Raw genomic sequence first — 15,158 nt, 5'->3', positions numbered from 1 at the left:
GTTTTCCGGTTTCTGATCGAACGTTGAAGCAATAACATATCCTTTCACCGAACGTTCCATTTGAGTCACTTCTTCAGGCCTTTCATCAATAAGAAGGACAATCAAAACCACATTGGGATAATTCGCGGAAATTCCGTTGGCGATTTTCTCCAAAAGCACGGTTTTTCCCGCTTTAGGAGGAGCAACGATGAGGCCTCTCTGTCCCTTTCCAATGGGAGCAAAGATATCGATAATACGGGTTGAGATCTCCGTTGGTGAAGTTTCCAAAATATATTGTTCATCGGGAAAAATAGGAGTCAGATTTTCAAAAAGAGGTCTTTTTTTGGCCTGCTCTGGATCCTCATCATTAATGGCTTCAATCCGGAGCAAAGCATAGTACCGTTCCCCTTCTTTGGGGGGACGCACCTGACCTGCAACTTTATCACCACTACTGAGCACAAAACGTTTAATCTGTGACGGAGAAACATATACGTCGTTTTCTGAAGGAGAAAAATCATCAGAAGTTCGCAGAAACCCGTACCCATCTGGAGTGATTTCCAAAACACCCTCGCTGAAGATATACCCCTTTGATTCAGTGGCTTTTTTGAGAATTTCAAAAATCAGATCGCTTTTCTTTTTCCGGCTATAACCAGAAATACCCAGAGACTGTGCAATTTCCGAAAGTTCTGCATTCGATTTCTGTTTCAGCTCTGCCAAAGAATATTGAACCAAAGCCTTCTTTTCCTTTTCTTTGGTCTCTTTTTCAGTATCTTTTGGTTCATTTTCTTCAACAATGATTTCGGTTGGATTGTTTTCCGTAACCACGGCAACCTCCTCCTATCTCATCAATAAACTCTTGGCGATCTCCACATGCTCCACTTTATCAACGTCAAATCCTATCTCCGGATAAGGAGTAATAACAGCTAAACCTTTCATCCTCAAAACCTTCTCCACTCTTCTTTCCACATCCTCGATTCGCAGGCGTTTTAAAAAGTATTTAAGAATAATTTTTGCACCCAAAATCTGAGCCATGGCAAGAGGTTTTTTGCGGCTCTCAACCATCTGAGCAATCCACTCCCTTTTTCCTTCCACCACTTCGGGGTCCATAAAAAACAGATTACCCCCAGTAAAAAACCCTTCCTTAACTCTCACAAAGGTTCGTCTTCCTTGACCAATTTTCTCTTCATACGTTTCTTTACGGATGATGGGATAATAAAAATCGGCCTTTCTCTTTTCACACCTCAAAAAGAAATCTTCGATCATCTCTCTCCTCAACAGAGGCAAATCACTTGCTACCACTAGAACCTTACCCTCCGGTTTCAAGACTTTAAGACCGTTCAAGGTGCTCTCGAAAGGGTTTTTGCCTGGCTGAACAACTTCGCTAACCTTGCTACCGATTCTGGATTTAAAATCCTCGACCAAACCAACGACTACAATCTTTCCAATAGAGGAAACATCCCTGAGGGCTTCTATAACATACTCTATCATAAACTTCCCTTCTATGACAAGTAGAGCCCGGTTACTTACTCCAAATTTTTTTTCGATTTCCCCTCCACCACCACCTGCCAAAATGATCGCATCAATCATAGTACCCTCCTTACAATTCCTCCACGAGCGTCGAAGTTAATATAGCATTCATCCCTCTTTGACTGAGTTCTTCCACAACCTTTTCTCCCTGTCCCCTGTTTTCCACAACACCAACCAGAGTCGAACCGCTCCCGGTCATAAAAACCTTCCGACACCCCAACCCAAGAAGTATCTCTCGGTACATTTTTAAAACAGGGTAGTAACGAAACACCAATGGCTCAAAATCGTTCCAAATCGCTTTCTCGAACATTTCTCGGTTACCGTTCTTCAGAAATCTATCGAGTGCTCGCCTCCCTTCCTGAGCCAAAGTTTCGAAGTTACCCAATTCCTCGTCCCACTTCCGGTACGCCCAGGCAGTGGAGATCGGAAAAGAGGGGAACAAAAGCACCAGAAAATAGCTGGGGCTTGGGTGGAGAGTAACCACATCTTCGCCTCTTCCTCGAACCAGGGCAAATGGAACTTTATGTATAAAAAACGGGACATCAGAACCAAGGGCTGGAGCAAGCGCTACTACCTTTTGCCGGACATCTGGTAATCCCAGAAAAGCCGGGACAGAGAGTAAAAGTGCGGCAACGTTACTGCTTCCTCCTCCCAGACCGCTCCCTGGAGGAATACGTTTCCTAATCTTGACTGCCAAACCAATCCCAGAAAGGCAGGGATATAATTCCCTCAAAGTTGCCAATGTCTTCCCAAGTAGGCTTTTTTCGCCCACCGGCACTGAATAATTACAGGTAATGGAGTCACTGGGAGCAAGAACCACTTCGATTTCGTCATACAAACTGATCTTCTGCATGAGTGAACAAATTTCATGGTATCCATCTTTTCTCAAATGACCGATACTGAGAAACCAGTTTATTTTGCCATACGACCTGACCACATGAATATCAGGCATAGCTTCACCGAGCGTAGCGAACTTCTTCACCCAAAGCAATAGGAGAAGGAAAAGAGGCAATTTCTAGATTACTCAAAGAAAGAGGAATGCTCTGGAGTGTTTTCTGAAAGGAAGCTCGATTTCCCCGCACAAAGACTGATATTTTTCCGTTCTGAGCACGCGCATTAAACTCGACACCAAGAACCTCTTTCAATTCTCGAGCACATGCTTGAGCCGGATTAACGATAAATAAACGACCTTCTGCCAACTCCTCAAAAAACCACCAGATAAGGGCAAAATGGGTACAACCGAGAATCACTGTATCGATTCCTCGCCTATGAAAAAGCGAGAATTTCTGGCTCACCCATTTTTTCCATTTCAGCGTATTAAAATCTCCTCGTTCTACCGCCATAATCAATTCTGGCCAAGCTTCCTCATAAATTTCGATCTCTGAATCCATAGTTCTCAGAACATTGCCAAAGGTACCAGCCTTGACCGTAGCGTGAGTGGCTAAAATTACCACTTTCTTTTCCCGTGTAATCCGGATCGTCTCTCGAGAAGCTGGTTCTAAAATGCCTACGATGGGCAGAGAAAACTCTTTACGCAACTCTTCAAGGCATAGAGCGCTGACCGTACCGCAAGCCGTTACAACTACACTTACTCCACAAGACTGGAGAAACAAGATAAACGGTCTTACCAGATTCATCAATTCTATACTGGTTTTTTCTCCGTAAGGGAAATGGAGCGGATCAGCAACATATATGATTTCCTGCGAAGGCATCAGCTGTTTAATCGCTTCAACCACGCTCAAACCACCAACGCCTGAGTCGATCACCCCGATAATTTTTTGGTTATCCAATTTCAATCTCCCTTCTCCCGTATTCTGTGTTCGTAAGAAGCCCGGACAAAACCGTAAAAGAGCGGATGAACACGATTGGGTCTTGATTTAAACTCAGGATGAAATTGTACTCCAACAAAAAAAGGATGGTTTCTAAGCTCAATAATTTCTGCGACTTGGTACTCAGGATTGATACCCGCCATAATCATCCCTTTCTGTTCCAATTTTTCTACAAAATCGTTGTTGAGTTCATAGCGATGGCGGTGTCTTTCCTGAATTTCTCCATGCCGATAAAGGGAATACGTCGAAGATTGATTAGACAGGACACAGCGATAATTTCCCAAACGCATGGTTCCACCCAGATCCCGGGTTTCTCTCTGCGCAGGCATAAGGTCTATAACTGGATACGGAGTATGGGGGTTAAATTCCGTGGAATGAGCTTCGCGGAAACCTAAGACGTTACGAGCAAATTCGATGACTGCAACCTGCATGCCGAGGCATATCCCCAAAAAAGGAATTTCCCTCTCCCGAGCATACTGTACAGCAATAATTTTCCCCTCTATTCCTCGCTGCCCAAATCCCCCGGGAACAAGTATACCATCTAGCCCTAACAGGTGCATATCCACATTGTTCTCCGTAAGGAGTTCGGCTTCAATGGGCTTGATATTGACTCGTAAACCCAGAGCGATGCCCCCATGTTTCAATGCTTCACAAATACTTAAATAGGCATCTTTGGACTCCACGTATTTTCCCACGAGACCTATGGTGACCTCACCCCGAAAAGCCCACATTCTCGAAACCATTTGGGACCATTCTTTCAAGTCTTTCTCTACAGAAGGCATGTTCAGTCTCGATAAAACCCAATCTCCTACCCCTCTCTCCTCCAGCACCAGAGGGACTTCATAAATCGAACGCACATCTCGAAGGGGAATAATAGCTTCTTTTTCAATATCACAAAAAAGGGCAATTTTAGACATCACTTCTGGAGTCATAGGATGGGAAGAGCGACACACAATCACATCTGGTTGAATCCCGATACTGCGTAACTCTTTGACACTATGCTGAGTGGGCTTTGACTTCAGTTCTCCTGCCGCCTCAATAAATGGTACCAGAGTAACATGGACATAGAGACAGTTATCTTTGCCGATATCATTTTTGATCTGTCGTATCGCTTCCAAAAAGGGTAACCCCTCAATATCTCCGACCGTTCCTCCAATTTCAACGATGGACACATCAGCTGCACTCCGTTCACGAAGAGCAAAAATCTCCTCCTTAATTTGATTGGTAATATGAGGAATTACCTGAACAGTGGCTCCCAAAAAATCTCCTCGTCGTTCCTTGGTGATCACAGAACTATAAATTTTGCCCGTGGTGACGTTACTCAGCTTGGATAGCTCTTCATCGATAAACCGTTCGTAATGGCCCAGGTCTAAATCCGTTTCACCTCCGTCATAGGTAACAAAGACCTCACCGTGTTGATAGGGATTCATGGTCCCGGCATCAACATTGATGTACGGGTCAAACTTTTGCATAGTAATTTTAAAACCTCTGCTTTTCAATATCCTCCCCAGCGAAGCCGCAGTAATACCCTTACCCAGGGAAGAAACCACGCCACCAGTTACAAAAATATATTTGCCATCTTTATTACTCATAAGCATGACCTCTCCTACATACTGTCTGGTGCTGAAATGCCAAGAAGAGAAAATCCATTTTTCAAAATAATCTGTGTCGCAAGACACAGTCCCAGACGGAAGGAAGTTCGACGAATGTCTTCTTCTTCCAGAATGCGATGGAGATTATAGAAGGAATGAAACAATGCAGATAAATCCTGAAGATAATTACAGACAAGGTAGGGTTGGCGAAGTAAAGCAGCATTTCTTACCACTTCTTTGAAATAGATAATTTTTTTGGCGATTTCTTTCTCCTCCTGACTCTGAAATCCTAGATCCGTAACTTCTTCAAAAGGTATCACCTTGATTTTGCGTTTTTCAGCTTCTTTGAAGAGCGAAGATATCCTCGCATGGGCGTACTGAACGTAATACACAGGATTGTCCATTGACTTTCTCTTTGCCTCTTCAACATCGAACTCAAGATGGGTTGCCGGATCACGCATGAGAAAATAATAGCGAGCCACGTCCACCCCAACCTCGTCCAAAAGATCCTTCAAGGGCACAAATTCTCCCTGGCGAGTTGACATCCGTTCTGGCTGTCCTCCACGCAAAAGCGTCACAAATTGAACAATAAAAACCTCCAGGAAATCTTGAGGAAGACCCAGGGCAAGCATGGCCGCCTGCATTCTGGGCACATACCCATGATGATCAGCTCCCCAGACGTCGATAACCCGACTAAATCCTCTTTGCCATTTGTTCCAGTGATAGGCAATATCAGAAGTAAAGTAGGTCGGCATCCCGTTCTCTCGAATCAAAACTCGGTCTTTATCATCTCCCCAGAGAGTGGTTCGAAGCCACAAAGCACCATCCTGTTTATAGATATACCCTCGCTCAGATAAAACCTTTAACACCACTTCTACTGCTCCATCCTGATAGAGCGCCCGTTCGCTAAACCAGACATCAAAAAATACCCGAAAACGATCGAGATCGGCCCGGATTCCTTTCAGAATCTTTTCTACAGCAAAGTCCTTAAAAATACTTTTTCTTTCCTCCTCTGGGAAATTCAGTGGTTCTCGGCCCTTTTCTGCCAGGAACATACGAGCAATATCCAGGAGATACTCACCTCTGTACCCATCTTCAGGAACTTCTACATCTTCTCCCAAAATTTGTCTGCAACGGGCTTCCAGAGACATACCCAAAAGGTCAATCTGTCTCCCAGCATCGTTAATATAATATTCCTTTTCTACAGTGAAACCGGCTTTAGCAAGAATTCGTGCCAGCGCATCCCCAAAAGCCGCACATTTTCCATGCCCGACATGAAGGGGTCCAGTGGGGTTGACACTCACAAATTCCACCTGAACCCTTTTCCCATTTCCCAGCTGCAAGTCTCCAAATCGTTCTTTTTCTTCCAGCACTTCAAGCAGAAGCGAAAGGAGAAAACGATCATGAAGAAAGAAATTGATAAAACCGAGTCCGGCGATTTCTACTCTGGCTATTTCCTGCAACTTCCCCTGCATAGGCTTTTCCAAAAGATGAGCAATATCATGCGGGGACCTTCTGAGACGGCGCGAAAGCAAAAATGCCAAATTCGTTGCAAAATCGCCATGTCTTGCGTCTTTGGTGGGTTCAATCACCACCTCTACTTCTTTCCCCTCTTGGGGAAAGACATCCTGAAGAACTTCCTGCACCTTTAACTTGATTATTTCTGTAATTGAATTATCCATGCTCGTCTCCTTAACCGTCAAATAGCAAGTTTATTCAAGGTTTTATGCTCTGGGGTTATTTCCAACATCCCTGCGACATTATATATTTTTTCCTTGCACCCTTCAACAAATACCTACTCAGGACAAGATAAAATCCAAGGCTTCAAAAACTCGAAGATACAGTATACCACAGAGGATAGGAGATTCTTGCGAAACGGTGTCTTTCGTGTTACTCTTTTCGTAAAAAGAGGGGAAAAATCATGAGTTTTTTCCTTGGTATTGACCTTGGAACACAGAGCGTAAAGGTTATATGTCTTGATGAAGACGGTCAGTTTCGCGGCATCGCGTCTCGCGATTACTCCATCCTTACTCCTCAGCCAGGTTTCGCCGAACAAAACCCTGAAACCTGGTGGGAGAAAACCAAAGAAGCCATAAGAGAAGTTGTGCAACAACTCCCTGAGCCCAACGTCAAAGCCTTGAGTTTTTCGGGACAGATGCATGGAGCCGTCATGCTCAATGAGCAGTTGGAGCCGGTACACCCTGCGATCATCTGGGCAGACCAGCGCAGCCATAACGAAGTACAAATGATTCGAGAAAAATTGAAGCAATACCTCGAAACCGTTACCGGAAGCGATATCGCTACTGGCTTTATGGCGGCCACTCTAGTCTGGGTGAAGAACAATCTTCCCGAAGTGTATCGCCAAATTCGATGGGTTTTTCTCCCTAAGGATTACCTGAAGGTGAAAATGGGTCTTCCTCCTTCAACCGATGTTGCCGATGCCTCTTCCACCTTGCTCTTTGACATCCGTACTCGAAGCTGGTCAGAATCTATGATTGACGCTTTAGGCCTTGACACTCAATTTTTCCCATCCCTTCACGAATCAAATCGAATCATAGGAAGTATGAAAGAAGAGGTCAAAAGCGAACTGGGTATAAAAGGAGAAGGTTTGGTTATAGCCGGCGCCGGAGACCAGCACTGTGCAGCCATAGGAAATGGGGTTACTGAAGAAGGAGAAATACTCCTTACCATAGGTACTGGGGGACAGGTTTTTGCTCCACTCAAATACCCATTTATCGATCAAAAGCTTCGCATACACACTTTCTGTCACGCCATTCCCGGCTACTGGCATCTTCTGGGTGCCATACTCTGTGCCGGACTTGCCCTGAGCTGGTTTAAAAAATCAATCCTTGATTCCCCTGAACACTCATTCGATTTTAAGAATCTGGACCAAGAAGCACAGCAAATCCCCCCTGGTTGCCACCACCTCATGTTTTTACCCCATCTCATCGGCGAAAGAACACCGCACATGAACCCCAAGGCTAGAGGTGCTTTTCTCAACGTCCACCTTGCTCATGAGAGGGCTCATTTCGTGCGAGCCATAATGGAAGGTGTAGGAATGGGCATGAGAAACGTGGTGGAAATTTTCCAAGAACTTGGCGTAAAACCTCAGCGAGTTATTTTCTCAGGTGGAGGGTCCAAAAGCGCGCTCTGGAGAAAAATCATGGCTTCTGTCCTCAATATGCCTTTGCTTACCACCGACACCAGAGAAGAAGCAGCGTTTGGAGCATGTCTTTTGGCCATGGTCGGAGCTGGTTGTTTTTCATCCTTGGAAGAAGCAACTCAATCCACCATTCATTACCTGAACCCTACCCTTCCGGAGCCAGAGTGGGTGGAAGCATATAACCACCATTACGCAAAATTCAAGAAAACGTATCCAGCCTTGAAAGAACTATTTCCAGAATGAAGCGAGGGAGCACATCACTACAGGATGTCCCCCCCTCCACGCTTTCACCCAGAACCCTTTCGGAAAGCATGAGAAATACGCTCAATGCGGGAAAAAGTCTCAGGATCAATTTCAACGTGAAAAACCTGTGCAATCACCTGAGTCCAGCCGTGGATAAAGTAAAGCCAGCCATCCTCAACATGAAGTTTCCTGGTTTCTTTCTGCGCCAGAGCCTGATGCATGAACTTCAGGTCACCACGATAGTTCAATTCCCACACCAGGCTATGCAGGGGGAAAACGCAATCATCGGTAAGCGGAGAACCAGGACGATCTTTCCCCAAACCCGTAGCATTGACGATGAGGGAATACGGCTTCAGACGACTCAGAATCTGATCATTAATGTTTGGCTCAGGAGAATGAATGTACTCAGCGTTGATTTGGGGATTAATTTCTTGCATGATTTCCTTCATTCGAATAAGCCGGGGAGTGGTACGGTTGGAAACGTAGAGTCGAGAGGGCATATTATCACTCTTTTTGGGATCAAAAAGGTAGGCAGCAATGGCCCGGGCACTGCCACCTGCTCCCATAATGAACACTTCACCTCCGTGTTCTTTCCAGAACCGGGGAGGGATAAATGCCTCCATGGATAGGCCACTTGAAATCGGGTCTTTGGCATGAGCCTCCAAACGCCCTTCATTTTTAGAGATAGAAGAGAGTTCCCCAAAAAGCTGAGCATAAGGATCGAGGTATTCAAACATATCTCGACACGCTTCATAAAGGTCAATTTTATGGGTCGTCACCAAGGCCCCCAGAGAAAGAGGATCATTTTTAATGAAAGCCACCACTTCCCGATATACCGAAGCCGGAGCATGAATTTCAATATCAATACCTTTCAAAACTGCTCCCTTGATATCTAATTCCTGAGCCCACAAAGGAAACAGTTTCATAATCGAAGATTGAGCAGTGGTTACACCAATAAAATACATAGTTGGTTGAGTTGCTTTTTCAGGGAGTTTCATTCCTATCTCCTCCTACCTCAACACTTTTTTCGATTGGGATTATCAACGAGCACCACTTCTCCATTCCTCTCCACAACAATTTTGGGAAAGCCTTCTCGCTCAATCGTGGCGTAATCATGACCAGCATCAGCAGGAAAAATACAGTAGAAAACCAGTGGCTCAATCCCCACATTTACGGTGCGGTGAGACCAGTAAGGTGGAATATAGGAAGCCGATCCCGGAAACATATCCAAGGCTTCCCAGTCTCCATCCACCGACTCCATCAGGAGCTTCCCTTTTCCCTGGAGACAAAAATAGATTTCAGCAGTTCCTAATTTCTCATGACGATGACCCTTGGTGAGAAAGAACTCTTCTCCCACTTTACCTGGATAAATAATGGTGGTACAATGACCCAAATGACCTTCTTCTTCAGGGACATCAGCATAAATAACTTCGTAAACCAGTGGATCTCCACTCTGAATGAGTTTCTCTGCCGCTTCTTTATCAAAAAAAAGCGCTTTCACATCGCTGACCTTTCTTATGACCCTTTTACCCGGCGAAAGCTGCCCACTCCTTAAATCGATAACCACATTAAAGGGCTTCATCATACAATTCATACCCATCATCCTTTCTTCTAAAATTTAAGGAATCAGAACAACCTTGAGGGATTGTTGCGATTCCATAAGCTGGAGTCCATGGTTAATCTCCTTAAGAGGCAGCACATTGGTGACAAGATACGAGAGATCCAAGGCGTTCGACGTCAACAAATCAAGAGCATAGCGAAAATGGAAGTTGTTTGATCTGGTTGTTCCCGTAACCAGGAGCTCTTTGTAATGAATAAGGTTACTGGGAAGTGGTACCTCTTTAACCTGAGGAGGAAGACCTCCAAAAAAGTTTATCCTCCCGTAGGTTGCCGCGATTTCCAGAGCCTCCTTTTGAGCTTCCGGCGAAGGCGCCGCCACAATAACCACATCCACTGAACCGACAACTTCTTTCACGGATATGTTTCCTGCAAGAAGAGTACGAGCGCCCCGCTCTTCGGCCACTTTCAACCTTGCCGCACTTAAATCGACAATCCACACATCTCTTGCCCCTGCAAGCCGGCAGAGTTCCCAAAACATAAGACCAATGGGACCAGCTCCATAAATAAGCACTCTATCCCGAAAGCCAACTTTGAGAGGCAAAAATCCATGCACAACACAGGCAAGGGCTTCCACAAAGGAAACGGAAACCAAATCAACAGTATCAGGAAGAGCAACCACATTCCCCTGGGCAACGGCCCTGCGAGGAACAAGGACGAATTCCGCAAAGCCACCATCAACGGTCACACCAATGGCTTTGGTTTCGGGACAGTGATGTACAAGACCCTGTACACAGTATCCGCACCTCCCACAACCGTAATTGGGTGCAATCGCTACAGGCATACCCTCTTCCAGGCCTTCTACACCTTTACCCCTCTTGGCGACAGTACCAACAATTTCATGACCCAGAATTCGTTCTTCACCTTCCCGAATACTGCCATGCCCTCTTCGAGCAATACGTAAATCAGTACCGCACAGGGCACCTGCTTTGACTCGTACCACAATTTCCCCATCACCTGGGGAAGGGACCTCTCTTTCCATTATTTCTACGTGTGGAGGATAGGAAAAAACAGCCGCTTTCATCTTGTCTCCACCTTTCTAAAAGAATAACTCCTGATGACTCTGGAACACGTCCCCCATTTTTTCCATAACCTCGAGATAAAAAGCAAGCAACCTCTGATAAGAGCTATGCAACGTCTCATCCGGATAGTGAATTTTCACTTTCGCCACCGAATTCAGGGCTTTTTCTCTGAGATCCGCAAATGCTCCAACTCCAAAGCCAGAAAGCATCGCTGCACCCCATATGGCACACTCCCCACGATCCAATTCTACATAAGGAATACCCAGGACGCTCGCTTTAATGTGGTTCCAAAGCGATGACTTTGCTCCTCCCCCTATTACCCGAACCTCAAAAAACTGAATCTCAGGCATCGATTCCCGGATGATTTTCAAATAGTACGCATACTCAAAAGCGATTCCCTCAAGTATCGCTCGGAAAAGATGTTCCCTCTTGTGTTCCCAACTAAACCCCGCGAAAACACCCCGAAAATACGGTGCCCCGGGGCAATTCCTCCCTCGTAGATGAGGAATAAAAATAATCGGAGAAGGCGAAGACGCAACTTCTTCTACTTTTCTATCGATTAGAGCAAACACCTCTGAAGTATGAGCAACATCCCGGAAAAGTTCATTCTTTGCCCACTCCAAATCGAGGCCTCCCCCATTGATATAAGCCATGGGATAATAATAATCACGCAAAACCGCCCGAGGAAAAAGAAGCGTTTTGTATTTCACATCAGGAACGTACCGGTCGACATAAAGACTGAAACAGGAAGCCGTTCCGGCCACGTCAAAGGCCATTCCCTTTTGCACAATACCTGCTCCCAGGTTATTGGCAGCCTGGTCTCCACAACCAGCCACAAGAGGAGTACCGGCAAGGAGCCCCATCTTTTCTGCCCATTCCTTCTTTAATTGACCCACCACCATCCAGGGTTCAACAATTCTGGGAAATTTACTTTCTTCCATTTCAAAAAGACTGATAATATCTTTATCCCAGACAATTTTTTCCAGGTCGGCAAAACAGGAAAAATGGAGATAGGTATAATCAATGAAAGTGTCTTCGCCTTTTATTCCTGCAAGTTTTTGCGTAACCCAACAGGAAGGAACCGTAAATTTGGCAATGTTTTTATAAACCTCGGGATGCTCATTTTTCCACCATAGTATCTTGGGACCATGATTAATGCTGGGAGCCATTCCAGAACGGGTAGCAACGAGGTCCTCGCCTTTTTTCTTCATCAGCAGAGCATACGGCGTTGAGCGAACATCAAGCCAAGAATCGTACGGTGTAGCCGGTTCTCCATCCTCGTCGACTCCCATAATTCCTGCCATCTGTCCATCAAGCGCCATGGCTCCTACTTCCCGCAGAGGAACCTTGCTCTTTTCCATCACTTCCTGGACAGTCTCAACAACCGAGTCAAGCATTTCATAGGGATCCTGAATGACACTTCCGTCTTTACCATAAATAAGGTTCGAACTTCGCCGCGCCAGAGCTAACAATTTTCCCTCAGCATCAAAAAGACCGGTTTTGGTCGCTGTGGTGCCCAGATCACACCCAATGAAGTACGGCAAAATTACCACTCCCCTTCAAAAAGAACAGGTCTTTCCATCTCCAGCGACTGATGGGCAGTTTCTATCACCTCCACCACCCGCAAGCCGTCTTCAAGCGATGGCGAAGGTCTTTCGTTTTTGATAATGCATCGAATGAAAGATTTCATCTCCTCAAGGTATCCTTCTTTGAACCGATTGCGCCAACTCGAATGAGTTTCTTTGATCGCCTTCTTTTCCAGCGTATACCATGCAAGACCAGGAATATCCGTTTCACCAACCCGGATCATTCCCTCGGTACCCAGGATCTCCATGCGAGCATCATACGCATATCCCACCGGACATCCTCCGTCAACAACCCCCATCGGACCATTCTGAAAGTTCACCGTCAGCACGTAGTGGTCATAAAAATCAGGAAATTTCTCTCGCGCTTCCTGACCTTTAAAATTCCCTGCCATGAGAAAGATAGTGCCAGGCTTTTTCCCTGCAAACCAGAGCATCGAATCGACATCATGTGAGGAAACCTCAGCGAGCATGCCACCACTTTTACTCCTATCCCAGATCCAGGCAGGGGGTAACCCTGGTCCCCTTCCAGTCGATTTAATAAGAACCAGCTCTCCAATTTTTCCTTCTCTGACCATTTCCCAGGCTTTTCGGATTTCAGGATCGTATCGACGCATAAATCCAATCTGGAATTTTATTCCGGCTTCTCTTACCACTTCCTTGATTTTCTCAGCCTCTTTTTTCGTCTGTGCCAGAGGTTTTTCACAAAAGATGTGTTTCCGAGCTAAAGCAGCTTTTTCAATAATCTCTCGATGAGTAAAAGTCAGCGAAGCAATACACACGGCTTCAAAACGCTCTTTCTCCAGAGCTTCTTCAAAGCTGGTGTAATATTTCGCAACGCCCACTTCTTCAGCCGACTTCTGAGCCTGTTCCAGATTTACATCCACCAAAGCACAGAGATTCGCCTCGGGAATATAGTGGACGAGATTTCGAGCGTGAACCATTCCTGCTCGACCTGCTCCAACCAGAACAAAGTTGACTTTCTCCACCTACCCCACCCCTTTCTCCGACTTTACTTTTCCAATCTTCTGCGCCACTGGTCAAACACGACCACGACAATAATGAGTAACCCATTCACCACTCTTTGCCAGAAGGGCTGGACATTAAGTAAGTTAAGGCCATTACTCAGAACACCCATCAAAATGGCCCCAATCAGAGTCCCAAAAACCGAACCCTTTCCTCCAGAAAGGTTGGTTCCTCCAATAACCACTGCAGCAATGGTCTGGAGCTCAATTCCCTCGGCCATCAGGGCATTGGCAGAATTCATCCTGCCCACAAGTACCAGTCCGCCAACCCCACAATACAACCCCGCCAATCCATAAACAATAAATTTTATCCGATCCACATCGATACCCGAAGCCCTGGCCGCTTCCCTATTACCCCCTACAGCATAAAGGGATCGACCAAAGGTGGTGCGAGAGAGAATAAACCAGGTAACAATAACCATGCCCATACCGATGGCAGCCGGCACCGGAACAACCCAGAAATCACCACTACCCAAAAAGACCAGAACCTGAGGCAAATATCCAGCAAGTTTGGTCGCCGTGAAATGAGACGGGACCGGCAGACCACCAGTAATGAGCAGAGAAACACCTCGTAAAGCACCCAACATGCCCAAAGTAGCAATGAAGTCAGGGATTTTTCCCTTAGCCACGACCACTCCATTACCTAGACCAGCCAGCGTTGCTACCGCAATACCAAGAAGCGACCCAAGCACAAATCCCCATCCCCAGTAACTCATCGCCACTGCCGCAAGACACCCTCCAATAGCCAATAACGACCCTACTGAAAGGTCGATACCACCTGCAATAATGACCATAGTCTGAGCCGAGGCCAGGACCATAACCACCGAGACCAGTCGGAGAATATTGAGCCAGTTACCCAGCGTCATAAAATGAGGAGTAAAACTGGCAAAGGCTATACTCAAGGCCACGACCCCTACCAGAGATCCACCCCTTAGAATCAAGCTTCGCAAAGAAGGAAGAAAAATTGTGGAACCAGTGGCTTCCTTATCTTTGACCACTCCAGACCACCTCTCTCTCCAGTGCACCACTTGCAGCAGCAATTAAGTCCGATTTTGTAATTCGAGAAGGGTTCTCAAACATTGCTACAATTCTCCCATTGCGCATTACTGCAATTCGGCTCGAAAAATCAAGGGCTTCATGGGCCTCAGAGGTAATATAAATAATTCCCAAACCTCCACGAGCCAGAGACCTGGTCAACTCTCGAATTTCGAACTTGGCTCCAACATCGATGCCTCTCGTAGGTTCATCCATAATGAGAATCTTAGGGTTTCTTGCCAACCACCTGGCTAAAAGCACCTTTTGCTGATTGCCTCCACTCAAAAAGAGAACTTCTCGGAAAATATTAGGGGTCTTAATCCGCAGATCCTGGACAAATTTTCTAGCCAAACGAAACTCCTCTTCCAATTTTAGAATACCTCTTCTGGAAACTTCTTCCAGAACCGCCAAAGTGATATTTGAAAAAACTGGCATTTCGTAAATTAAGCCTTGCCGCCGATCTTCAGGGATATACCCGACACCCGAATGAACAGCCTCAAGAGGCGAGGAAAGTTCTATTTCCTTCCCTTCTAAAAAAATTTT

Annotated in this window: 14 protein-coding genes; 1 reads left to right on the top strand and 13 read right to left on the bottom strand. The window is 45.8% G+C overall.

What is annotated here, in order from left to right; translation table 11 throughout:
• From rho to argS, 6 genes are all read right to left on the bottom strand, one after another.
• The coding region (gene rho, locus ABDK92_09355) for a transcription termination factor Rho (GenBank protein ID MEN3186812.1) at positions 1–804 on the bottom strand (804 nt) is incomplete at its 3' end.
• A gap of 12 nt (positions 805–816) precedes the next feature.
• Positions 817–1,566: a nucleotidyltransferase family protein gene (locus tag ABDK92_09350; GenBank protein ID MEN3186811.1), complete on the bottom strand. Its 750-nt coding sequence runs from the start codon at positions 1,564–1,566 to the stop codon at positions 817–819.
• Between the two features lie 10 nt (positions 1,567–1,576).
• Positions 1,577–2,458 (bottom strand): 4-(cytidine 5'-diphospho)-2-C-methyl-D-erythritol kinase, encoded by an 882-nt coding sequence (ispE, locus tag ABDK92_09345; protein ID MEN3186810.1) that lies wholly within the window; start codon positions 2,456–2,458, stop codon positions 1,577–1,579.
• A 4-nt stretch (positions 2,459–2,462) separates the two neighbouring features.
• Positions 2,463–3,296, bottom strand: coding sequence for a glutamate racemase (gene murI, locus ABDK92_09340; GenBank protein ID MEN3186809.1), 834 nt, complete (start codon positions 3,294–3,296; stop codon positions 2,463–2,465).
• Between the two features lie 2 nt (positions 3,297–3,298).
• Positions 3,299–4,927, bottom strand: coding sequence for a CTP synthase (locus ABDK92_09335; GenBank protein ID MEN3186808.1), 1,629 nt, complete (start codon positions 4,925–4,927; stop codon positions 3,299–3,301).
• A gap of 14 nt (positions 4,928–4,941) precedes the next feature.
• Positions 4,942–6,609, bottom strand: a complete 1,668-nt coding sequence (argS, locus tag ABDK92_09330; GenBank protein MEN3186807.1) for an arginine--tRNA ligase — start codon at positions 6,607–6,609, stop codon at positions 4,942–4,944.
• A 239-nt stretch (positions 6,610–6,848) separates the two neighbouring features.
• On the opposite strand from argS, the gene xylB reads away from it, so the two are divergent.
• The gene (gene xylB / locus ABDK92_09325; protein MEN3186806.1) at positions 6,849–8,333 is read left to right on the top strand and encodes a xylulokinase; all 1,485 of its coding nucleotides are present in this window, start codon (positions 6,849–6,851) and stop codon (positions 8,331–8,333) included.
• Between the two features lie 44 nt (positions 8,334–8,377).
• Here xylB and ABDK92_09320 read toward each other — a convergent pair whose 3' ends face one another.
• The 7 genes from ABDK92_09320 to ABDK92_09290 all read right to left on the bottom strand — a co-directional run.
• A complete protein-coding gene (locus ABDK92_09320; GenBank protein ID MEN3186805.1) occupies positions 8,378–9,331 on the bottom strand; it encodes a shikimate dehydrogenase in 954 nt (317 codons plus the stop codon).
• Between the two features lie 17 nt (positions 9,332–9,348).
• On the bottom strand, positions 9,349–9,927 hold the full coding sequence (locus ABDK92_09315) for a glucose-6-phosphate isomerase family protein (protein MEN3186804.1): 579 nt from the start codon (positions 9,925–9,927) through the stop codon (positions 9,349–9,351).
• 24 nt (positions 9,928–9,951) lie between these two features.
• Positions 9,952–10,974 carry an alcohol dehydrogenase catalytic domain-containing protein gene (locus tag ABDK92_09310; GenBank protein MEN3186803.1) on the bottom strand — a complete coding sequence of 341 codons (1,023 nt, stop codon included), beginning with the start codon at positions 10,972–10,974 and terminating at the stop codon, positions 9,952–9,954.
• A gap of 15 nt (positions 10,975–10,989) precedes the next feature.
• Positions 10,990–12,525: an FGGY family carbohydrate kinase gene (locus tag ABDK92_09305; GenBank protein MEN3186802.1), complete on the bottom strand. Its 1,536-nt coding sequence runs from the start codon at positions 12,523–12,525 to the stop codon at positions 10,990–10,992.
• Complete coding sequence (locus ABDK92_09300) at positions 12,519–13,544, bottom strand: Gfo/Idh/MocA family oxidoreductase (GenBank protein MEN3186801.1); 1,026 nt, start codon at positions 13,542–13,544, stop codon at positions 12,519–12,521. The genes ABDK92_09305 and ABDK92_09300 overlap by 7 nt, the downstream gene beginning before the upstream one ends.
• 23 nt (positions 13,545–13,567) lie before the next feature.
• Positions 13,568–14,578, bottom strand: coding sequence for an ABC transporter permease (locus ABDK92_09295; protein ID MEN3186800.1), 1,011 nt, complete (start codon positions 14,576–14,578; stop codon positions 13,568–13,570).
• Positions 14,565–15,158 (bottom strand): ATP-binding cassette domain-containing protein (locus ABDK92_09290; GenBank protein ID MEN3186799.1); only part of this gene is annotated, 594 nt, incomplete at its 5' end. The genes ABDK92_09295 and ABDK92_09290, both read right to left, overlap by 14 nt.

The organism is Atribacterota bacterium, from assembly GCA_039638595.1.
Lineage (GTDB): Bacteria > Atribacterota > Atribacteria > Atribacterales > Caldatribacteriaceae > Profundicultor > Profundicultor thermophilus.
This window is presented reverse-complemented; position numbering and strand designations above follow the sequence as displayed.

What these genes read in the sequence shown, in the direction of transcription:
- ABDK92_09315 (MEN3186804.1), bottom strand. Translation starts at nt 9,927, where the DNA reads ATGAATTGTATGATGAAGCCCTTTAATGTGGTTATCGATTTAAGGAGT.
- ABDK92_09335 (MEN3186808.1), bottom strand. Translation starts at nt 4,927, where the DNA reads ATGAGTAATAAAGATGGCAAATATATTTTTGTAACTGGTGGCGTGGTT.
- ABDK92_09350 (MEN3186811.1), bottom strand. Translation starts at nt 1,566, where the DNA reads ATGATTGATGCGATCATTTTGGCAGGTGGTGGTGGAGGGGAAATCGAA.
- ABDK92_09310 (MEN3186803.1), bottom strand. Translation starts at nt 10,974, where the DNA reads ATGAAAGCGGCTGTTTTTTCCTATCCTCCACACGTAGAAATAATGGAA.
- argS (MEN3186807.1), bottom strand. Translation starts at nt 6,609, where the DNA reads ATGGATAATTCAATTACAGAAATAATCAAGTTAAAGGTGCAGGAAGTT.
- ispE (MEN3186810.1), bottom strand. Translation starts at nt 2,458, where the DNA reads ATGCCTGATATTCATGTGGTCAGGTCGTATGGCAAAATAAACTGGTTT.
- xylB (MEN3186806.1), top strand. Translation starts at nt 6,849, where the DNA reads ATGAGTTTTTTCCTTGGTATTGACCTTGGAACACAGAGCGTAAAGGTT.
- ABDK92_09320 (MEN3186805.1), bottom strand. Translation starts at nt 9,331, where the DNA reads ATGAAACTCCCTGAAAAAGCAACTCAACCAACTATGTATTTTATTGGT.